Consider the following 22,064-nt stretch of genomic DNA (forward strand, 5'->3'; position numbering starts at 1 on the left):
GTTTGCCGTTAAAAACAAACCATTTTAAACTTTAAAAATCACACATCTTATGATGGCTCTACACCTCCAACAAGAAAGTCTTGCCATTCTTTGAGTTCCTGCCATTTACCTTGATATGCCAACTCTGCCTGACGAGACCACGTACCAGGATTATGAATGATAAATCGGTCTCCTCCAATTGTAAGAATTTCTTTAAGTCTTTCCACTGACGTTTCTGAAAGTATCTTCCAAGTAGAAATTCCGTTTTCCTTAAATAATTCCTGAATTTTAGGACCTATTCCCTCAACGATTGTCAAATCATCTTCTTTTATTTTCTTGCCAAAAACAAGCCTTGCTGCCTCCTCATTGAACAAAAATGTTGTTATTGGCGTTTTTTCTAATTCTTTAATTTGGCTTTGGAATCCGAAAATCTCATTTTCTTTGGATTTGAGTTTTTCTTCCAAATCAAATCGTACTTTCTGAAAATCAGAACGTTCTCTTTCAAAATCATTCAGCATATTTTTACGAAGCGATTCGCAACTATCAACTTTGGTTTGAAGCTCTAAAACTTGACTTTCTTTGTATTTTAGTTTTTCTTCAAACTCAGTTTTCATTTTACGAAAATCAGAACATTCCTTTTCAAAATCTTTCCGCATACTCTCACGGATTGATTCGCAATCATCTAATTTTTTACACACACAATTTCTGCCAAGTAAATAACCTAACAAAGCACAAATAAGTCCGACGATAATAGGTATAATCCAACACAACATATTTTTTGTAATTTAGTTATTAATAATTTATTTTGATTATTCTAAAGTGATTTCAACTCTCCGATTTTTAGTTTTTCCTTCTTGAGTTTTATTACTCGCAATGGGTTTGTCTGGTCCGTGAGAAATTACCTCAACAAGTGATTCAGGAAAGTGATTTTTAACCAAATACGACTTCACAAAAGCTGCTCTTTCCTCTCCCAAACGTAAATTTGAAGGTCGTTTCCCCACATTATCTGTATGCCCAATAACTTGAACACAAGCTCCCTCTACGTGCGAAATGTAATCATTCAGTTTCTGAATTTTCTCACGCTCTTCCATTGTAAGATTAATATGAGATTCGCCCGTTTCAAAATACAATCGGATAGGATTTTCGCGAATATCTTTGGCAAAAGCCTTAAAAGATTCCATTTTTTCAGCCTGATTTTCAGGAGTTAATTCCGTTACCTGAAAAATTGTTACGATATTGATATCTTCCTGATTATTTTGTTTTGTTTGCTTTTCCAACTTATCTGATATTTTAATTTGTTGAGAAGGAAAACCTCTTTTCTCGAAGTACATTTTTACAGCGTTAGCCCTTGCTAAACCTATTGTAGGAAAAACAGAATGATTTGTTTCATCTGCAGAATACAAGCCAACAATTTCTAAAACTTTGAAATTATTCACTTTAAAATGCTCTTTTGATTGGTCAATTAAAGCATTTATTTCTGTATTTATGGGATTAATTTCGTAGGAATTTCTGGCAAACTTAAAGTTGTCTGAATGCTCTAACCTTAAGGAATCTGTCACAATTGAGAAGCCCAATGTTTTTTGTTTTTCTTTGAGAACTTCCTCTTTCACAATCTGTTCAGAAACATTATCCGTGTAACAAACTGCCTGACAACAAAAATGATACTGCAGATAGGCACCAAAAACAATGGTCAGTAAAATACCAAGTAAGTAAAAAAGTTGTTTCATAATCTTTTTGTTAAAATATAATCACAAAGTAACAAAAGATATACTAATAAAACAACCCAATTTTAACATAAAACTACTGAACAACAATATTTTAAGAAAATAATAAATTTAAAAACCTTGTTTATCAGTAAAGTACAGAAAAGAAGCTAAAAATCAGTAGATAAACTTTAACATTACTTTATGTTATATTTCTGTTTTTCAGCACATAAACTCACGAGAAATACTAAAATATGATGATATTTTGAAGAAATTACCTGTCATTTCAAATAAAAATCACACAGGTATTAATTATCTGTGTGATTTTTATTCTTATTAACCTATTAGTTTAGCGACATCTTTGGCAAAATAAGAAGCTATAATGTCTGCTCCTGCCCTCTTGATAGCGGTCACTTGTTCGAGCATTACTGCATCGTGATTAAGCCAACCTTTTTCGGCTGCGGCTTTAAGCATTGCATATTCGCCCGAAACTTGATATACCGCTACAGGAACTTCCGACATATTTTTTACTTCCCGAACAATATCCAAATAGCATAATCCTGGTTTAACCATCACAATATCTGCACCTTCTTCAATATCCATTCGTGTTTCTCTAATGGCTTCCAAACGATTGTGATAATCCATTTGATACGTTTTTTTATCCTTTGGAATATCTTGAACGTCAACAGGAGCACTATCCAACGCATCACGGAAAGGACCATAAAAAGAAGACGCATATTTGGCACTGTACGACATTATCCCAACATTCTGGAAATCATTATTTTCCAGCGTTTCCCGAATGTTTAATATTCTTCCGTCCATCATATCACTTGGTGCTACGAAATCGGCACCTGCTTGGGCATGTGATAAGCTCATTTGGCAAAGGGCATCTACGGTAGCATCATTGGTAATTTGCCCATTTTCGATAATTCCGTCGTGTCCGTAAACAGAATATGGGTCGAGTGCCACGTCGGTCATTACCAGCATTTGCGGAACAGCATTTTTTACCGTTTTGATGGCTCTTTGCATCAGTCCATTGGGATTTACAGCTTCTGTTCCTTTGTTATCTTTCAAATTATCAGGAACTTTCACAAACAACAACACCGATTTCAAACCTAATTTCCAAAGTTCTTTTACCTCTTTTTCAAGTAAATCCAAGCTATATCGGTAATAATTTGGCATTGAAGCGATTTCTTCTTTCACACCTTTGCCTTCCACCACAAAAAGTGGCACCAAAAAATCATCAGGCGTAACGATAGTCTCACGAACCAAACTACGAATGGCTTCGGTGGTACGCAATCTTCGGTTTCTTCTTAATGGATACATATTTTTATTTATTGTTAATTTCTAACTTCGTAAAAACTTCTCAATGGCAAAGTTACGTTATTATTTCGGATACATATTCTTTCAATTGCTGGATTTACAATTTTTATTGTTCGTTTGAATTATTTTTTAGAATTTTATTTCGCTTAGTAGCTTCCGATAATGAGAGAGCTATATTCATAAACGGATAAATATACTCCAACAGGTGTACGTTTTTCAAAAGTGGAAGCATTAAGTTTCTGCTCCTTACCACGCGATGTTTTGGCTAAAAGTACCTCACGATTGCGGATCTGCTCGTTATAATGAGCTTCTTTGTACTCCTTTTCGGTGGAAATGATGTGACGCCTAATGGTATTACCTTCAAAATACAAAATAGTATCGGGACGATGACGGTCGCCTTTTAAAATCACTCTATCCCAATATGAATCAATAGGTTCCAGACCAAAATACTTTCGTTGGTCATTTGTAAGTTCATACATTTCTTTTTGTTTTTCAGCAAATTGAATAAAAACTACATCACAATTTTTCAAGTTCAAAGATAGTAATTTCAGGGCGAACATTGAAGCGAACCTTTTGAGAATGCCCTAATCCACGATTGATGTAAAGTGTTCTTCCATTAGATAGATTGAATTTCCCCGATGTGTAATTTTTATTTTTCACAGGGAGTATCGGTGGAGGAAGAAAAGGAGGTTTGCATTGCCCTCCGTGTGTATGCCCAGAAAGAATCCAACCATCATAATCACTCCACACATCTAAGTCGCACACATCAGGATTATGACAAAGAACAACATTTGCTTTCGTAGGATTAAAATTTGAAAACGCTTTTTCTGCATTGGTTTGCTTTGCCCAATAGTCATCAAGCCCTATAAAATTTAATCCCTCTATTTCTATGGAAGAATTTTTGAGTACAGAAATTCCTTCGTTTTCAATTATTTTCGTGATTTCATCGGCAACTTCAGGCTCACTCCAATCAGAACCGTAATCGTGATTTCCCAAAATGGCAATTGTACCGAACCTCCCCTGAACGCTTTGTTCGAATACTTCTTTGAGCTTGTCATACATTACCTCTTCCTGATGAAGTGTAACATAATCCCCTGTATATACCACAAAATCAGGATTGTATTCTTTTGCTTTTTTTAGTGAATTTATTAGATAAGAATTATCTACCCGATTTCCTGTGTGAATATCACTTATTTGCATCAAGGTTTTTCCAACCAACGATTCAGAGAGGTTTTTGATGGGCATTTTTACACGGACAAACTCCAACCAATGAGGTTCAATTCGCCAAGCGTATAAACCGGTCATAGCTGTAATTCCTACAACTCCCAAAAAACTTTTCTTTATAAAACTCCTCCTGTTCACCTAATGATTTTTTATTAAAAAAACAAAGGAATGCACAACAATTTTTATGCCATAATATATAAAATCCTTCAAAAATATAAAGTATACTCAATCTTCTCTCTTTTTGATTTGGATAACATTTTTGGCTCTTTTCATATTCTTACAATTTTTCTTCAAAATAGCTTGAAAAATCAAAATGACGTAAAAAAGGCGTATCAAAAATTAGAGCAAAAAGCTGAAATCCTCATATCTTTGCGAAAAATAGGAAAACTATGAATATTGAAAAACTATCACAAAAAATTAAGGAATTACGAAAAATGAAATGTCTTTCGCAAGAGGAATTAGCAACCCAAGCAGGAGTTTCTCTCCGAACTATTCAGCGTGTGGAAAAAGCAGAAAACACACCTTCAGGAGAAACTTTAAAACGTATACTAACCACTTTGGGCACTTCATACGAAACACTTATTGCTGAGACTATAACCGAAAAACCCTTACGAACCCTACAAGGTGTAAACGAGTATCTGCATATTTTCAATGATAAACTGATAATCAATAGGTCTGTTATTCCTGAAAATATCACAAAAACTTATGAGAAATCTATTTCGTTTTTGTTTAAGACGTTAGGTGTTGTATTTATTGGAACATTATTATTTTCTATAATAGCCGTTGTACTTTTCTTTTTGGACAACACTGATTTGGCTATTTTTGCGACTGGTTTTGCAGCTATTTTTCTGATAGTAACTTTCCTCATAATGTGGTTTTCTTCGGGGACAGCTCCCTATATTGAGCGTAAACATATTGTAGCAACAAAAATAGAGAACACGAAACTCGGAAATATTCATTTCATAATAACTTACCGAGACGGGAAACGTATTAAAGAAAGAGTCATCGCTTTCGAAACTCGTGATTTAATGTATATTCAAGAAGGATTAATTTCTGAGAATCTTTTAGAAAATGATAAAGTAGGTCGGAACTATGACACTTTAATTATTATATTCTCCATACCTATATTATCTTCCTTAGCAAGATTTTCTGATAAATTTGATTTTCCTGTAGTTATTACCCTATGGAGCTTAACTGGTATTGTTTGTATAACAATCAAAGTCATCATAAAATCAATTCGAAATAACAAAAAATACGCCCAATCACTTTAATTTTTTAAAACACAAAACGCACCAAATAGCTCAATTTATTTGGTACGTTTTTTACATTTATAAAATCGTTTTACTCCATCATATACGTAGCATCAATGAGTGTATTTTGTTGGTTTTTAGATTGTAATGCATAGTTAAATCCTTTACGAACGCAAAAAGCCCCAATTTCACCACGTTTGCTCAAAGCAATAAAACCTACTTGCAGATGCTCCAATTCGGGCGTATTTTTATATAAATCATAAATGCGTTTGGTCACGATTTCACAAGCCTCTTGCGGAGATTTTCCGTGTCGCATCAGCTCTACCACCATCGCACTACCCGCCGTACGGATAACCGCTTCGCCCAAACCTGTTGCTGCGGCTGCTCCTACTTCATTGTCCAAGAACAGCCCTCCACCGATGATGGGTGAATCTCCCACTCTACCCGCCATTTTCCAAGCCATTCCGCTGGTGGTACAAGCCCCTGAAAGGTTTCCGTTTTCGTCCAATGCCAACATACTAATCGTGTCGTGGTTTTCAATATTGATAATTGGCTTATATTGAGAGGTTTTTAGCCATTCTTCATAGGCTTTCTTTGACTTTTCAGTCAGTAAATCTTCTTCTTTAAACCCTTGTGAAAGAGCAAATTGCTTAGCTCCGTCACCCACGAGCATTACGTGAGGCGTTTTTTCCATTACCAAACGAGCCACCGAAATGGGGTGTTTGATATTTTTCAAACAAGCTACCGAACCCGCATTGTTTTGGCTGTCCATAATACAGGCGTCGAGCGTCACGTCTCCTTCTCGGTCTGGGTATCCGCCATAACCTACCGATGTTTCTTCGGGGTCGGCTTCGGCAGTCATCACGCCTTTTTCAACTGCATCTAAGGCGCTTCCGCCCGAGGCGAGGATTTTCCAAGCAGCATCGTTGGCAGGTAATCCGTGATTCCAAGTACTGATAACCACAGGTTTAACATTTACAGATTTGTCTTGTTCAGAAATTTTTTCTGATGAATTTGACTTACAAGCCACTAATAATAAGGAAATTGTAAAAAAATAAATGGTTTTCATTTTTATAAATTTTGGTGAATCATTTTTATGAAAAATTCAGTTTCTTTTCGGAAAATATCAATTGGGTAAGAATGGCTCATCTTGTTAATCAAATGAATTTCAATATTTTGATTTTCAGAAATATCATTGCGAAGTAATTCTAAAGATTGCCAAGAAGGAAGCACTTCGTCTTGTAAGCCGATTACAATTTGCATATATTGGGTGTACGACCGATTGAAACGGGTAGCGATAGGCATTTCACTGCGAAAAGTTAATGCAGGATTGAAGAGCAAACAAGGTTTTTGCAAAGCCTGAGCCAAGTAGTAAGTCACTAATCCTCCGGCACTTGAACCAATTATAGCATCTACATCGTGATACGTTTCTTGCAATTTTTCAAACAGATTAGGAGTGTTTTTATAATCCAAAACAGGAGCATAAATCGTTGCGTATTGCTGTAAAACCGCTCTTCGGTCATCTTGCAAAAAGCTATCCAATCCGTGTAAATAAAGAATTTTCATTTTTTATCCGTTTTTATCATCAGTTAAATAATGATACTTTTTCTAACTTTTTCTTATCCAATATTTTAATCTTTTTTACACGCGTTTCAATCCATTCATTTTTGCTGAATTCGGAAAGCATTCTGATAAGAGATTCTGTTGCTGAGCCTATCATATTTCCAATTTCTTCCCGCGAAAGTTGAATATTGATATAACCCTGTTCATCAGTTCCAAAATTATCTTCCAAGAAAATTAGTGTATCCGCTAAACGCTGTTTCACAGTCTTTTGTGCCAAATCAACAATTGCGTTATCTGCTTTCTTTAATTCATCACACACATTACGAAACACTTCTACAGAAAATCCTGCGTTTGTAGCAAAAAAATTAAGCACCTCTTCCTTAGGGATAAAACAAACCTTCATATCTGTCAGAGCTACCGCACTCAGGTTCACGGGATCACAAGCAATAACACTGCGTTGTCCCAAAATATCCCCCTTGCCAACAAAGCGAACAATTTGGCTTTTACCATTGGAACTCAACTTACTAAGTTTACAAATTCCCTCTTTAATACAATAAACACCTGCGAGTACATTGCCTTCTTCAAAAATAGTTTTACCTTTTTTTATAGTTGAAGCTGTCTTGCACTCAGAAATGACTCGAAGCTCTCCCTCACTGAGTGTTCTTAACATCTTTTGATGCCTGACAAAACAATGTTCACAATTTGTATCTGATTGATTACCCATATGTTTTTGTATTTTATCGCAAAGATAAATTTTTTATGATAATTATCATATCTTTGCAAAGAAATAAAGCTTTGCTCAAATCAATTTTTTCATACGTACAAAGTGAACAAATACCCTAATTATGAATTGCTATCATTGTGGAAATGAATTTGATAACGAACCTCTTTCGGCTGATGACAAAATTTTTTGTTGCTTGGGTTGCAAAACGGTTTACGAAATTTTATCTGAAAATAATTTATCTTCATACTACGACATTGAACAAACACCTGGGGCTCGTCCTGAGGAATCTTTAGAGAAATATTCCTTTTTGGACAATCAAAAAATTGTAGAAAAATTACTTGAATTTAATGATGGAAACGTTCAAATTGTAAATCTGTATATCCCTCATATTCATTGTAGTTCCTGTATTTGGGTACTTGAAAATTTGGACAGATTGCACTTAGGTGTGGGAGGCTCTGTGGTTAATTTTCCTCAAAAAACGGTTCGTATCACTTTCAATTCTGAAAAGATTTCTCTAAAAGAATTGGTACTTTTGTTAGCCCATATTGGTTATTCACCATATATCAGTTTGGAAGATTATCAAACTAAAAAAAATAATCCTAACCGACAGATTTACTACAAATTAGGAGTAGCAGCTTTTGCTTTTGGAAACGTAATGTTGCTTTCTTTTCCTGAATATTTTGAAACTGACGAATTTTGGATTGAACAATACAAGCCTTTCTTTCGCTGGATAATGCTCCTTTTGTCTCTTCCTGTGATGTTTTACTCGGCTTCAGATTATTTCATCTCGGCATATAAGGGTATCAGAAGTAGAATTCTGAATATCGATATTCCGCTAGCTTTAGGTATTTTAGCAATGTTCGTACGAAGTTGCTATGATATTTTTACCGATTCAGGACAAGGTTTTTTTGACAGCCTTAACAGCTTGGTTTTCTTACTTTTAATTGGAAAATTCTTTCAGCAAAGAACTTATAGTTTTCTTTCTTTTGAAAGAGATTATAAAAGTTACTTTCCTATCGGAATTACCAAAATACTTCCAGATGGCACAGAGGAAAGTGTTCAAGTTTATGATATCAAACAAGGTGATAGACTACTTATTAGAAATCAAGAACTTATCCCCGTAGATGCTATCTTAATTCGAGGAGAAGCTAACATAGATTATAGTTTTGTTACAGGGGAATCTAATCCTGTGCAGAAAGTTAGTGGAGATAAACTTTTTGCAGGAGGAAAGCAAACACAAGGAGCCATTGAAATTGAAGTACTTAAGGAAATTTCTCAAAGTTACCTAACTCAACTTTGGAGTAATGAAATTTTCAATAAAGATAAAGATGATAAGTTTAAAACACTAACGGACAAAGTAAGTAAATATTTCACAATCATTATTTTAGGAATATCTTTTACCTCCTTATTTGTGTGGATTTATTTGGCATACAAAAATCTTGCTGAACCTGTAATGCCCCTAAATGTTTTTACTGCAGTCCTCATTATTGCTTGTCCGTGTGCGTTAGCTATTTCTGCTCCGTTTACTTTAGGGAATATGTTACGAATTTTCGGACAACGCAAATTATATCTGAAAAACAGCAAAGTCATTGAAAAAATGGCTAAAATTGACACCATTATTTTTGATAAAACGGGTACAATTACCACTGCTAACAAATCGGATTTAACTTATTCAGGAACAGAACTAACAACTGAAGAACAGATAATTATAAAAAAAATATTACGAAATTCCAATCACCCACTTAGTAGGCAAATTTATGACTACTTGGCTGTTTCAGATACTTCAACTTTCATTAGTAGTTTCACTGAAATAGCAGGAAAAGGAATCGAAGCTAATGTAAATAATATTCCAGTTAAAATAGGTTCAGCAGGATTTGTTGGAAAACAGACAGACAAAGATAATCTGAAAACAAGTGTACACATTTCATTGAACGGAACTTATAAAGGTTATTTTATATTTAGCAATTCCTACCGAAAGGGGATTTCGGACTTATTCAACTCTTTAGCAAACAGATATAAATTAGTAATCCTTTCAGGAGATAATGAAAGTGAGCGAGATACATTAGAAAAATTACTTCCTCCCGATTCTACAATTCTGTTCAATCAAAAACCAGATGACAAGTTAAATTACATCGAATTATTACAGAAAGAAGGCAGAAAAGTAATGATGATAGGTGATGGACTGAACGATGCTGGAGCGCTGAAACAGAGTGATGTAGGAATTGCTTTATCCGAAAATGTGAATGTATTTTCCCCTGCTTGTGACGGAATTATGGATTCTACAAAAATCAGCGACTTGGAGGCTTTTCTAAAACTTTCCAAAAAATCAATACAGATTATTAAAGGAAGTTTCCTACTTTCATTCATATATAATGTCATTGGAGTTTTATTTGCTGTATTAGGGCACTTATCTCCTTTGGTTGCTGCAATTCTGATGCCTTTAAGCTCAATTACTATTGTGCTTTTCACTACTCTAAACACAAATGTAGCAGCAAGAAAATTAAAATAATACTCATACAGAAACAAAAAGAGCAACTTTAATATTAAAGTTGCTCTTCTTAAATCTTGTAGCGGGAACAGGACTCGAACCTGTGACCTTCGGGTTATGAGCCCGACGAGCTACCTACTGCTCTATCCCGCGATTTCTGGGTGCAAATATACAACAATATTTTATACTACCAAAATTATTTGCAAAAAAATCTGTGAAACTACTCCACATACACGCGTTTTATCCTTCTTGAAAGCGATGTAATTAGCTCATAAGAAATAGTTTGTGCCGTTTCTGCAAGAATTTCAGCCGTATGTTTTTCATCAAAAATAATTACTTCATCGCCCTCTTTACAATCAATTTCTGTAATATCAACCATTAACATATCCATACAAACATTTCCTACAATGGGAGCTTTTTTACCATTAATATACACAAAACCAATACCTTTGCCGTAAATTCTGTTTAACCCATCGGCGTGACCCACTGAAATGGTCGCCGTTCGAGTAGGAGCATCTGCTTGAAAACCAAAATTATAGCCCACATATCCGCCTTTGGGAATATCGTGAATCTGAGAAATCAAACTCTTTAAAATCGTTATCGGACGAAAATTAGGCTGATATTCAGCGTCATTCCCAAAACCATACATTCCAATTCCACTACGAACCATATCAAAATGTGCTTGAGGATAGTTCAAAATTCCAGAAGTATTACAATTATGAAACAATACTTTATACGAGAAATATTTTTCGATAACTTTCTGACAATCTATAAATTGACGGATTTGCTCTTGCATACAATCTTCAGCGTTTTTATCTTCCGAAGCAAACAAATGCGAATATGCCGTCCTCACCCTAACTTGTTTTTTATCAGATAAAATTTGACAGACATTTTCAATTTGCTGAGGAAGAAATCCTAAACGATTCATTCCTGTATTACACTTAATATGAACTGGATAACTATCTAAATTGTTATCCATAGCAAAGCTAAGAAACATATCCAAAGTTCGATATGAATACAAAGTAGGTTCCAACTCATACGTTACAATTTCCTGAAAATGTGCTACTTGAGGATGAAGCACCAAAATAGGTTTTGTCACTCCTGATTTGCGTAATTCAACCCCTTCTGAGGCATAAGCTACAGCAAAATAGTCTGCTAAATCTTTTTTTTCTAAATATTTAGCTATTTCACAATGATTATTTCCATACGAAAAAGCCTTCACCACCGCCATAAACAGCGTACTTTCTTTTAATTTGCTTTTCAGAAACTTCACATTGTGCTGCAAATTATCCAAACGGATTTCTAAAGTAGTTTCTTGTACTGATGTATGTTCGTTTTGAGCTTCTTTCTCTATATTCATATACTAATTATTGTACTTACAATCTTATTTCTCCTACGTACCTACTGATTTTTCATTCTTTATTTGGCTGGAAGCTCTTTTTCAAAGGTGAGTTCCAATACATAATCGGGAGATTCAGGTATTTTTGGGAATTTTAGCAAGATTCCATCATTATCTTGAGTAAATTTAATCGATTTTTTGCCGTTATACTCAACAGCTTTGATAAGTTTATTACCCGAATAAGGCAAAAACAAGGCTTTGTCGGTCAAATCCAGCACGTGAACATAAAGTGTTTTTCCTTTCTGAGTAGTTACGCCCCAATGGCTGGGAGCTACCACACCCCCTCTTGTACCTTGAATGGTTGGTGCGTATGTTTTCATCCACTCGCCCATTTCTTTTAAGCGTTGAACAGCAACAGCAGGTATGTTTCCGTTAGGTTCTGGACCTACATTCATCAGTAAATTCGCATTTTTTCCTGCCGCCTTAACCAGATACTGAATCAAAGTTTTAGTGGACTTATAATTCTGGTCGATGATTTTATATCCCCACATTCCGTTCATCGTTTCACAGGTTTCTAACGGCAAACGGCTGATGTCTTGCCCTGACAATCCAGCTTTGTTCTCACCAGGAAGGTCTCGTTCAAATATCTGGATATCTTCTCCAGCAAACGGCGTAATGTGATGATTATTCCCGATGAGACAAGCAGGTTGTAATTTGTGTATCAAGGTGTATTGCTCATCAAGGTTCCACGTTTTAGCAGTCATTCCGTCTGGATAAATGTCTTTGTCCCACATTCCGTCAAACCAAATGGCACCTATCTTTCCATAATTCGTCAGAAGTTCAGTAAGTTGATTGTTCATAAATGCGTGATAATCTTCCCACTTGCCTTGTTTGGTTCTTCCTGTGCCTTTGCCAGTACGCCCAAGCGGATAATAGTCCTCCCGACGCCAATCTAAGTGCGAATAATACAGATGCAGACGTATTCCCTGATTTTGGCACTCTTGAGCAATCTCCTTGATGATATCGCGTTTGAAAGGTGTGGCTTTCACAATGTTATAATCACAATGTTTGGTATCAAACATCGAAAATCCATCGTGATGGCGTGTAGTTATCGTAATATATTTCGCCCCTGAAGCCTTAATGGCTGCAACCCATTCGGCTGCGTTGAATTTTGAAGGATAAAATCCAGCAGCTAACTTTTCATACTCTTGCCAATGCAAGTTTTTGTTGTGCATAACCCATTCCCCGTCGGCAAGCATACTATAAATTCCCCAGTGAATAAAAATTCCGAACTTATCATCTTGAAACGCTTCTCTTGCTTTCAAATTCTCTACCGATGGTTTGTAGCCTTTTTGCCCCCATACAAACATACAACTCAATAAAATTGCGATGTTTAGAAAGATTTTCTTTGTTGCCATATGCTTTGTTTTTGGTTAATCAATATAAAATATTTCTATCTTCATACAGAAGTACTCATAGGAGCTGTAAAAGTAGTAACTTTAGCTAAAAATCACAAATCTGATAAATAATATCATAAAAAAATCCCTCTCAACATTATCATTGAAAGGGATTTTAACAAAATGGAAAAATTATTTTTTATCTTCGAAGATATGTTTTGCGTAATTTACCTTCATTATATCAAAAATGTTACGAATAGATGTGATACGCTCTTTAAATTGGTCATAATTTTTCTGTGCTACAGGTGTCCATTGTACTTCAGAAAGAGCTGTCATACGTGGTGCAACCATATATTCGGCTTGTTCTGGGCTGTGGATATATTCTGTCCAGAGATTTGCCTGTACTCCCAAGATAAGTTTAGCTTGTTCAGGAGTAAACTCAGTAGGTACGGGGTCGTATGAATATGTTTTTTCAACAGTGGTAAGACAACAGATGCTCAAATAAGGTTGTTTGGTTTCTGCATCGACTGCATCTTGATAATGGTCGAAATAACAATACCCACCTGGCGTCATAATTGCTTTATGTCCAGCTTTTGCAGCGGCAATTCCGCCCTCTACACCTCTCCAGCTCATCACGGTAGCGTTAGGTGCTAAGCCTCCTTCCAAAATCTCGTCCCAACCGATGATTTGGCGACCTTTTCCGTTCAAGAATTTCTCTACACGGCTGATGAAATAGCTTTGTAACTTCTCTTCCTTGCTATGTTTTCTTCCATCGATGGCACTCGGTTCTGTATCATCTTTCAAACCTAATCGTTTGATTACTTCCTGAGCTTGTGCTGATTCTTTCCATTCTTTTTTAGGAGCTTCATCGCCTCCGATGTGTATATATTCGCTTGGGAAGATATCAATCACTTCGGTAAGCACATTTTCCAAGAATTGGAAGGTTTCTTCCTTCGGTGCTAAGACCTGATCGAAGACTCCCCAGTACTCTGCGACCTTGTAAGGACCTGTTCCGTTACCAAGTTCAGGATATGCTGCCAATGCTGCCAACATATGCCCAGGCATATCGATTTCGGGAATGACTGTGATGTGTCGTTCAGCGGCATATCTAACAATTTCTTTGGCTTCTTCCTGTGTATAAAACCCTCCGTAACGCTTTCCGTCTCCTTTGAAAGTAGCTCCCTCGTAAGCTCCAGGGAAATTCTTCCCGATGGCGGTCTGTTCACGCCACGCTCCCACTTCGGTTAGCTTTGGATACTTCTTAATTTCTAATCGCCAACCTTGGTCTTCTGTTAAGTGCCAGTGAAACTTATTCATTTTGTGCAAAGCCAAAAGGTCGATATATTTTTTGATAAACTCCATTGGGAACATATGCCTTCCAACGTCCAGATGCATTCCACGATACGCAAATCGAGGGGCGTCTTCAATCTTTACAGACGGAATAACGTAATGTACATCGTTATTTTCAGCAGTTACCTGTTTAATCATCTGACGAAGCGTTTGCAATCCGTAGAAAACTCCTTGAGCATTGTTACCACTAACGGTTATTAGCTTTGAATTTCCATCAATTTTGTAACCTTCCTTCTCAGTGACTTTCTGGTCGATGTGTAGGAAAATACCTTTGTCAAATTTCCCTTCTGTTCCAAAGGTAACATCGACACCTGTTTGCAATTTGATGTATTCTTTCAAGAACTCGGCTTCTTTTTGAAGCTCTTTGTCGAAATAAATCTTCGTCTTTCCATTTAGAAGAAAGCGTCCGTTTTGGATTTCCAACTTCTGTGGAAGCGGAACAACAGCATAATCAGTCGTTACATTTTGAGTTTCAGCATACGGATTCTTTTCCTCGCAAGAAACCAACGCAAAAGCCAATGCAATGGCTAATATACATCTTTTCATACGTATTAATTTATATTGTTAATTAATTTTTATACTTGTAATTGTGCTAAATGCAAAATAAATCTACAATTAATCAATATCTATCAGGTCAAATTTTATTCGAATTTATTTTTTTGTTATTCTTTTCCTTAGATGAAAAGAATCAAAAATCAAGGCTTTGAATATTTCGCTAAAAATCACATTCATTACGCTAAAAATCTCCAAACTTACTCCCTACGGTCGCTTCGAACAATGGATATTTTCTACGCTACATTCATTGATTTTCTTAACGCTTCATCTTCAATGCCACTAAATTTGAGTAAAAACAATAAGAATCATTAATATGTTTTTTCTTATATCTTCTAATTTATATTGTTAATTATTATTTTCGTTACAAATCGAATTTATTAAATATTATTCAAACATTGTGACAAATATACAATCAATTAAGACGCTAAGCTGAGTAAAATTTAAGCTATTTATGCACAAGACTTCAACTTTGCTTAGTTTGATAGTACTCATTATATTGCTTAACTTCACATTTTTTAATTTAAGGCTGATAAGTTGTTTGATTTGTTAGGTACAAATCTACAATTTTTTATTAGTTTGTGAGATGTATTTCTTATAAAATATTTTTAATACAATAAAAGACGCTCGATTGAGCGTCTTTACTTTAAATTAGTTCCTCATAAACTTGCCAAGACTTTCCAATAATTGGGGTTGGTCTTCCAGTGCGATTTTAGCAATGCTATAAAATTCGCGTACCCACTTCTCTAACTCGGCAAATGCGGCATCTTTGTTCTTGGTTGCCTGTTGGCTTTCACCTTTTTCATTGGTATATTGCAAATAGGCTTGTCGTACTTCCGTTAGTGCTTTGAGTTGCTCAGCAATATGCTCATCGGTAATTTTAAGTCTCTTTAAAGGTGTACGAAGTTCCTCCTTTGCTTGTAATTGCTTATAGAAGGTATCAATATCCTCAAGTAATCCATTAATTCGGATACTCATAACGCCTTTAATTGCCAATACAATAAGGATAGTATCTTCCTCTTTAAAGATGATTTTTGCTTTTTTGCGGTCGGTGGTGTACGTTTTTTTCAGCTCTTCAAACTTTTTGCTGAACGTGTCGTAGGCTATCTTTTCTTCAGCTGATTCTGTTTTGTTCAGGTCAAGTTTTTGTGCTGCATTGTCGTAAAGAACCTTGCCTTTAGCAATTTCTTGGTCATCATAGCCGTACTCTGCCAGCTCATTTTTGAGCAGTTCGTTCTTGCTGATGTTCTCAAAAATGGCTCCATAGTTGTGGAACGCTTCGATTGTAAGTCTTTTTTGCCCCATAATTATTATTTTTTAAAGTTTTTTATTTATTTTTATTATCTATTTCATCTTTTTACAGCAAAAATTGTTCCAAATTACTTCTTTTTTGATAGAAAATAGCTTCATTTCCTGACGTATCAAATTAATTTTCCTATAAACTTGCTTTATCTCCTATTGTACGGACTTTATATTACTCTGTACGCACTTCATTTCCTATTGTACCTACTTCATTTTGGTCTGTACTATGTTCATTTTAACCTGTACGAAATTTATTTTGTGTTGAAATAACTCAAAAAAGATATGTTTGTTCAAAAACTAAGGTACAATCCTAATTCCATCAATAGGTTTTCCATTTTTATACGATTCTCTGTTTATACTGATAATCGTTGAAGCATCAAACCATTTAAGTATCTTTTCTTTTTCTTGTTGAGAAATATCTCCATAGATAGATAATTCTTTAATAGGAATGTTTTTTAACCATTCGGGGATAGAAACTTTCTTATTGAAGTATAAATCCAATTTATTTATCTCCTTTAATTCTTTGAGTATTTCAGGAACTTCATCTACTCTTAATTGTATTTTGTATGAGTCATTATCACTTTTAATTTTTTGAAGTAAAAAGGAATTATTTACATCTTTTTTCCGAACCATCCAACTGATTTGAGGTGTTAGGGCAAAGGTTTTGGGGTCTTGTTTGAGCCCTACGAATCCACTCCAAAGTTCCAACATTGTTTCAGTAGTTTGTCCGTTACCCGTTTGGATGTATTTTACATCTATTTTTACCATTTCCTCAGGAAGGCTTGAAGTTCCGTTAAGCGATTTTAAATTATTACGCTTTCCGTCCTTGTCATAAGGAAAGAATTTAACAATCCAGCCATCAATAACCTTTGGTGCCCCGTATTGTTTTTTTGTGTGATACTTAAACATATTCTGCCAAAACTTTTTGTTCACCTTTCCTTCGGAAGCATTAATAAATTCTTTCAAAAGAGGTTCTATTTCATCAATCCACCAAGCCAAATCGTATTTTTTGAGCTTTTGTGCCTTATCGAGTACCTTTTTCCAATCTTCTGTGTTTCCTTGTAAAGTGATTTCAGGGATACCGCAAGCTATATATAGCACCACAAACTCGAAATAAGGCTCCATCGCTTTCATTACATTGATTTGTGAAGCTACTTTTTCGGTAATTCCCGTAGTTGAGAAGTTTGCAGTGAGCAAATCTATGATTTCTTTACCTGTATGTTTTGCCATTTGCGAATCAAATTCGTTAAAAACGGCTTCCCATCGGGTAGGATTTGTCTCGTGGAGCAAATCTGTTTCGGACAGAACCACCAAAGAAGTCTTTCCTTTGAAATCTACAAAGTATTTTCTGTATTTTTCGGGATTGGAATGAATATGCCGAGCGAAACCTTGGCTAATTAACAACCACATCATATCGGGCGAAAGCACAAAGGGACGATGGTCGGCGTAAGCAGTGTACATTCCGTTAAAAAATGAGTGATATCCAAAGCTGACCAAGCTATCGGGAGCGTTACTTTTGGCTAAAATATCGTACTGTACCTTTAGTTTTCTATCTTTAACGTCCCATTTTCTAAGCTCGTAATCCTTTAAAATCAACTCTTCATAAATTTCTTCATATGCTTTTACATCAAGTGCCTTTTCAGGCTTAGAAAGTTCTTCAACCTGAAAGGTCACTCCCTCCTGAGCCAAAGAAAACACCACAAAGTAGCTCATTACCAAAGTTAGTATTATCTTTTTCATTTTTCTGATGTTTAAAAAATCAATCAAACATTTCAGGGTCTTTATTTGCTCGGTTTTTCATATATGAATATAAAAGGTACGCAAGCAAACTTAGTACAATAACAGGAAGAAAGCTACCTATTATTAAACTAATTTCATAAGTACTATCGGGAGCTTCAGCAATTTTTTGTTTAATTTGTTCTAAATGCTGTTCTTGCTTTGGGTTTTGTAATAAAAGTATCATCGATTTTTGAATTTTGCTAACATTTGTTTGGTTTGTTGGGAAAGTACGAGTTTTCCTGAGATTTCAGCATTCTTCGGAAGCTCCTCGAGCCAATGTTCGGTGTGTTGCCAAGTGATACGTTTCATCTCGGAAAGTGCTACTGGATTGGATTGCAACAATTTTTCTAAGAAATATCCGATAGCTTCGTCCATTTCTTTGCTATTTTCAAACACCCTTGCGTAAAGTCCTTTTTGCTGAGCCCAATAGGCGTTCTTCCATTGGTCGGGAGCCATAAAAAGCTCATTAAGTGCGGCTTGTCCAGCTTTTCTTAGGATTACAGGAGCAATCACAAAAGGACCAATACCCAGCGAAAGCTCCGATAAGCGAATGGTGGCAGCCTCAACCGCAAACACATAGTCACACGCTGCGATAAGTCCTACCCCTCCGCCAACAGCTTTGCCTTGTACACGCCCAATGATGAGCTTTTTGCATTCACGCATCGCCAAAAAAAGATTAGCAAAACCATTAAAAAACCGATTCCCCTCAGCTTCAGTTTCTATTGCTAACAATTCATCGAACGAAGCTCCTGCACAGAAAGCTCTGTCGCCTTCACTTTTGAGCAAGATGATAGCAACTTCAGGATTGTTAGAAAGCACGTTTAACTCTTGAGCAAGTCGCTCCAAAAGTTCCAACGGAAAAGAATTCGCATTGGGATGCCCAAACTCAATGGTGGCAACTTTATTTTCAATTTTAGCATATAAAGAGCCGTTTTGTCTGTCTGTTGTCATAATTTCATTTTTTTTCAAAAGTAGTAATATTTTTACAGATTATCGTGCTTTGGTTTATTTTTTTAGATTTATCAATTAAAACTCATTACTGAAACGAATAACCCCCTTAATGAAAAACCCCCAAGAGAAAATTTCTTTTCCTTAGGGATTTTCACGATTTATGAATATTTGTCTAAACTATACAGGCTTTATCTCATAATTTCATTTCGTTGATTGTTTCTTGCCTTAGTAAAGCCTTACTAAAAAACGATTTATAAAGTTGTTGGACAAACAAAAGGACTAATTTTCAACTCTTCTGAAGCTTTTATACTTTTAAATCCTCCTTGTATGTCAATCAAATTGTCGTATCCTCTTGCTTTAAGGATAGAAATAAACACCATAGACCTATAACCACTTGCACAATGCACAAAATATGTCCTGTCTTTATCTATTTCAGAAATGTAGTTGTTGATATAATCAAGTGGTGTATTCTTTGCACCTATTACGTGTTCAGAAATATGTTCGTTGGGCTTACGTACATCCAAAATTTGTACATCGGGATTGTCCTTTATTCTTTGTACTAACTCTTTGGGTGTAATTGACTCTATGCGATTTATCTCTTTTCCTGCTTGTTTCCACGATTCAAATCCTCCTTCAAGAAAACCAATGCTATTATCATAACCTACACGTGCCAATCGGGTTACCACCTCTTCTTCTCTTCCTTGCTCTGCCACGATAAGAATTTCTTGCTTGATATCTGGAATTAATGCTCCCACCCACGGAGCAAAACTACCATCAATACCAATATTTATCGCATTAGGAATGTGTTCTTTGGCAAATACTTGAGGAGCACGTGTATCCAAGACCAAAGCTCCTGTGAAATTCGCTTCCTTTTCAAATTCGTTGGGAGACAGTGCCCTGAGTCCCTTCTTCAACACCTGGTCAATGCTCTCATATCCTTTTATATTCATCAACACATTTTCAGGGAAATACTCAGGAGGAGGCATCAATCCGTGTAATACCTTTACGATAAACTCCTCCTTTGTCATTGGCTGAAGGGCATAATTCGTTTTCTTTTGATTTCCAAGTGTATCACTTGTTTCTTTGCTAATGTTCTTGCCACAAGCCGAACCTGAACCGTGTGCTGGGTAGATGATGATATCATCGGAAAGAGGAATTATCTTATTTTGAAGAGATTCGTACAGATGCCCAGCCAATTTCTCTTGAGTTAAATCTGCTACTACCTTCTGAGCCAAGTCAGGACGTCCCACATCACCTATAAAAAGGGTATCTCCAGTGAATAGAGCAACTTCTTTTCCTTTCTCATCAATAAGTAAATAACAAGTGCTTTCCATTGTGTGCCCTGGCGTGTGAATTACTTTAATGCGAACTCTCCCTACTTTCAAAATCTCGCCATCTTCTGCTACGTGAGCCTTAAAATGAGGCTTCGCCGTAGGTCCAAAAACGATAGTAGCTCCCGTTTTTTCTGCCAAATCAATATGCCCACTTACAAAATCTGCGTGAAAATGCGTCTCCAGTACGTATTTTATTTTTGCTTTGTCCTTTTCTGCTTTTTCAATGTAAGATTTTACCTCACGAAGTGGATCAATCACAACCGCTTCTCCATCACTTTCAATGTAATAAGCTCCTTGAGCTAAACAGCCCGTATAAATTTGTTCTACCTTCATAGTATTTGATTTTATATTATTATTCTGCGCTTGAAGTGTGCATAATCCTAGCAAACTTAGAATTGTGCAAATAACTTTCTTTACCATATTTTTTTTATTAATATCTATTAACATTCTTCTGAATTGTATTTACATTGAATATTCTCTATAGAAATAATTCTTTTATAAAAATATACACCCCCATAACTAATACAAACCATCCAAAAATAGATTTTAGACGAGTACCATCAATTTTTCTGGAAAGAAACACTCCTACAAAAATCCCCAAAACAGAAAGAAATGAAAAAATTAGAAGTAATTTCCAATCAATAATTTCGGAATAATTTTGTAAATCACCTATAAAGCCTAATATCGACTTTATTGCAATGATAAACAGAGACGTTCCTATGGCAAGTTTAATGGGCATTTTAGCAAGGAGTACCAAAGCAGGAATTACCAAGAATCCTCCACCAGCTCCAACAAGTCCCGTAAGCACTCCAACAACTATACCTTCTAACAAAATCATAGGATAATTATAACGAATTTCAGCATCTTCATTTTCTTGGTATTTCTTTTTTGGACCAAGCATTGAAACTGATGCTAAAATCATCACGATTGCAAAAAGAACCATCAAACCCATTGATTTGGTAAAAACTAATGAATCTATTCTGAAAAGAACATCAGGTATTAGAGGTAATAAAAAAGCTCTACTGAAATAAACCGCTAAAACAGAAGGTAATCCAAAAATTATCACACTTCTAAAATCAATCCTTCCCAAAAAAGCATTTTTAATTCCTCCTACAAAAGACGTAACTCCAACAATAAACAACGAATATGCTGTGGCTAAAACAGGCTCTACACCCATCAAATATACTAAAATAGGCAGAGTAAGAATAGACCCCCCACTACCTACCAATCCCAGAGAGATTCCTATCAAAATAGCTAAAACATACCCTATAATCTCTGCTTCCATACTTTTTGATGTTTTACGGGGCAAAAATAAATCACATATTTAAGTTTGACAGCAACCAAAGTTACACATCAACATTTTTCTAATTTTATTTGCAAAAAGTGATTTAATTTAAATTTTTATCATACCTTTGTGCCTCATTGGGGATGTAGCTCAGTTGGCTAGAGCGCTTGCATGGCATGCAAGAGGTCGTGGGTTCGAGCCCCATCTTCTCCACTTTCACTAAAATAACAAACTAAAATTCAATCAATTAAAAAAATAAAGGGACTAAAATAGGGACTACACTGTTTTGGTCTTTATTTATTTGTATATGTAAAGACAAAACACTTTAAATCAAGTTTACATCAATAATATTACAAAAACGAAAAAATAAGCATATCCAAATGTGCTTATTTTTCATTTTATCTTCAAAGGGTGCGGAATTTCCTACGTGGTTATCTTCAAAGGGTGCGGAATTTCCTGCGTGGTTATCTTCAAAGGGTGCGGAATTTCCTGCGTGGTTATCTTCAAAGGGTGCGGAATTT

21 protein-coding genes and 2 tRNA genes are annotated in these 22,064 nt (G+C 35.6%); 4 read left to right on the forward strand and 19 right to left on the reverse strand.

Annotated features, from left to right (window positions below; translation table 11 throughout):
- Positions 1-47: 47 nt before the first annotated feature.
- From YW9_RS13195 to YW9_RS0111625, 5 genes are all read right to left on the reverse strand, one after another.
- Positions 48-752, reverse strand: a complete 705-nt coding sequence (locus tag YW9_RS13195; protein WP_231555486.1) for a hypothetical protein — start codon at positions 750-752, stop codon at positions 48-50.
- Between the two features lie 36 nt (positions 753-788).
- The gene (locus tag YW9_RS0111610; RefSeq protein ID WP_018280342.1) at positions 789-1,706 is read right to left on the reverse strand and encodes an OmpA family protein; all 918 of its coding nucleotides are present in this window, start codon (positions 1,704-1,706) and stop codon (positions 789-791) included.
- Positions 1,707-2,018: 312 nt separating this feature from the next.
- Positions 2,019-3,008 (reverse strand): porphobilinogen synthase, encoded by a 990-nt coding sequence (gene hemB, locus YW9_RS0111615; protein ID WP_018280343.1) that lies wholly within the window; start codon positions 3,006-3,008, stop codon positions 2,019-2,021.
- Between the two features lie 143 nt (positions 3,009-3,151).
- Complete coding sequence (locus YW9_RS0111620; protein WP_155848780.1) at positions 3,152-3,484, reverse strand: hypothetical protein; 333 nt, start codon at positions 3,482-3,484, stop codon at positions 3,152-3,154.
- A 37-nt stretch (positions 3,485-3,521) separates the two neighbouring features.
- Positions 3,522-4,310, reverse strand: a complete 789-nt coding sequence (locus YW9_RS0111625; RefSeq protein ID WP_018280345.1) for a metallophosphoesterase — start codon at positions 4,308-4,310, stop codon at positions 3,522-3,524.
- 308 nt (positions 4,311-4,618) lie between these two features.
- Between YW9_RS0111625 and YW9_RS13200 the strand changes: the two genes are divergently transcribed.
- Positions 4,619-5,500 carry a helix-turn-helix domain-containing protein gene (locus tag YW9_RS13200; RefSeq protein WP_018280347.1) on the forward strand — a complete coding sequence of 294 codons (882 nt, stop codon included), beginning with the start codon at positions 4,619-4,621 and terminating at the stop codon, positions 5,498-5,500.
- A gap of 70 nt (positions 5,501-5,570) precedes the next feature.
- Here YW9_RS13200 and YW9_RS0111640 read toward each other — a convergent pair whose 3' ends face one another.
- Genes YW9_RS0111640 through YW9_RS0111650 form a run of 3 tightly spaced genes read right to left on the reverse strand, consistent with a single transcriptional unit; the run spans position 5,571 to position 7,712 of the window.
- Complete coding sequence (locus tag YW9_RS0111640) at positions 5,571-6,548, reverse strand: N(4)-(beta-N-acetylglucosaminyl)-L-asparaginase (RefSeq protein ID WP_018280348.1); 978 nt, start codon at positions 6,546-6,548, stop codon at positions 5,571-5,573.
- Positions 6,549-6,550: 2 nt separating this feature from the next.
- Positions 6,551-7,045 (reverse strand): YqiA/YcfP family alpha/beta fold hydrolase, encoded by a 495-nt coding sequence (locus YW9_RS0111645; RefSeq protein WP_018280349.1) that lies wholly within the window; start codon positions 7,043-7,045, stop codon positions 6,551-6,553.
- A 19-nt stretch (positions 7,046-7,064) separates the two neighbouring features.
- Positions 7,065-7,712: a Crp/Fnr family transcriptional regulator gene (locus YW9_RS0111650; protein ID WP_018280350.1), complete on the reverse strand. Its 648-nt coding sequence runs from the start codon at positions 7,710-7,712 to the stop codon at positions 7,065-7,067.
- 175 nt (positions 7,713-7,887) lie between these two features.
- Here YW9_RS0111650 and YW9_RS0111655 point away from each other — a divergent pair, with 175 nt between their 5' ends.
- Entirely contained in the window at positions 7,888-10,275 is a 2,388-nt protein-coding gene (locus YW9_RS0111655; RefSeq protein WP_018280351.1) for a heavy metal translocating P-type ATPase, read from the forward strand.
- A gap of 59 nt (positions 10,276-10,334) precedes the next feature.
- Here YW9_RS0111655 and YW9_RS0111660 read toward each other — a convergent pair.
- From YW9_RS0111660 to YW9_RS0111680, 4 genes are all read right to left on the reverse strand, one after another.
- Positions 10,335-10,407, reverse strand: a tRNA-Met gene (locus YW9_RS0111660).
- Between the two features lie 67 nt (positions 10,408-10,474).
- Positions 10,475-11,614: an alanine racemase gene (gene alr / locus YW9_RS0111665; RefSeq protein WP_018280352.1), complete on the reverse strand. Its 1,140-nt coding sequence runs from the start codon at positions 11,612-11,614 to the stop codon at positions 10,475-10,477.
- 59 nt (positions 11,615-11,673) lie between these two features.
- Positions 11,674-13,011 (reverse strand): alpha-L-fucosidase, encoded by a 1,338-nt coding sequence (locus tag YW9_RS0111670; RefSeq protein ID WP_018280353.1) that lies wholly within the window; start codon positions 13,009-13,011, stop codon positions 11,674-11,676.
- 171 nt (positions 13,012-13,182) lie between these two features.
- Entirely contained in the window at positions 13,183-14,886 is a 1,704-nt protein-coding gene (locus YW9_RS0111680; RefSeq protein WP_040354197.1) for a beta-N-acetylhexosaminidase, read from the reverse strand.
- 132 nt (positions 14,887-15,018) lie between these two features.
- Here YW9_RS0111680 and YW9_RS13525 point away from each other — a divergent pair, with 132 nt between their 5' ends.
- On the forward strand, positions 15,019-15,207 hold the full coding sequence (locus tag YW9_RS13525) for a hypothetical protein (protein WP_155848781.1): 189 nt from the start codon (positions 15,019-15,021) through the stop codon (positions 15,205-15,207).
- Positions 15,208-15,543: 336 nt separating this feature from the next.
- On the opposite strand, the gene YW9_RS0111685 is transcribed toward YW9_RS13525, so the two are convergent.
- The 6 genes from YW9_RS0111685 to YW9_RS0111710 all read right to left on the reverse strand — a co-directional run bounded on the left by YW9_RS0111685 (position 15,544) and on the right by YW9_RS0111710 (position 21,543).
- Positions 15,544-16,197: a hypothetical protein gene (locus YW9_RS0111685; protein ID WP_018280356.1), complete on the reverse strand. Its 654-nt coding sequence runs from the start codon at positions 16,195-16,197 to the stop codon at positions 15,544-15,546.
- A 294-nt stretch (positions 16,198-16,491) separates the two neighbouring features.
- Positions 16,492-17,934, reverse strand: a complete 1,443-nt coding sequence (locus tag YW9_RS0111690; RefSeq protein ID WP_018280357.1) for a DUF4419 domain-containing protein — start codon at positions 17,932-17,934, stop codon at positions 16,492-16,494.
- A 19-nt stretch (positions 17,935-17,953) separates the two neighbouring features.
- Positions 17,954-18,157, reverse strand: a complete 204-nt coding sequence (locus tag YW9_RS0111695; RefSeq protein WP_018280358.1) for a hypothetical protein — start codon at positions 18,155-18,157, stop codon at positions 17,954-17,956.
- Positions 18,154-18,924, reverse strand: coding sequence for an enoyl-CoA hydratase/isomerase family protein (locus YW9_RS0111700; protein WP_018280359.1), 771 nt, complete (start codon positions 18,922-18,924; stop codon positions 18,154-18,156). The genes YW9_RS0111695 and YW9_RS0111700 overlap by 4 nt, the downstream gene beginning before the upstream one ends.
- Before the next feature lie 251 nt (positions 18,925-19,175).
- Positions 19,176-20,591 carry an MBL fold metallo-hydrolase gene (locus tag YW9_RS0111705; RefSeq protein ID WP_026194013.1) on the reverse strand — a complete coding sequence of 472 codons (1,416 nt, stop codon included), beginning with the start codon at positions 20,589-20,591 and terminating at the stop codon, positions 19,176-19,178.
- Between the two features lie 145 nt (positions 20,592-20,736).
- Complete coding sequence (locus YW9_RS0111710; protein WP_018280361.1) at positions 20,737-21,543, reverse strand: sulfite exporter TauE/SafE family protein; 807 nt, start codon at positions 21,541-21,543, stop codon at positions 20,737-20,739.
- Between the two features lie 139 nt (positions 21,544-21,682).
- Between YW9_RS0111710 and YW9_RS0111715 the strand changes: the two genes are divergently transcribed.
- Positions 21,683-21,756, forward strand: a tRNA-Ala gene (locus YW9_RS0111715).
- A gap of 112 nt (positions 21,757-21,868) precedes the next feature.
- Here the strand turns inward: YW9_RS0111715 and YW9_RS13585 are convergent.
- The coding region (locus tag YW9_RS13585; RefSeq protein ID WP_026194014.1) for a hypothetical protein at positions 21,869-22,064 on the reverse strand (196 nt) is incomplete at its 5' end.

This window comes from Capnocytophaga cynodegmi DSM 19736, assembly GCF_000379185.1.
Taxonomy (GTDB): domain Bacteria; phylum Bacteroidota; class Bacteroidia; order Flavobacteriales; family Flavobacteriaceae; genus Capnocytophaga; species Capnocytophaga cynodegmi.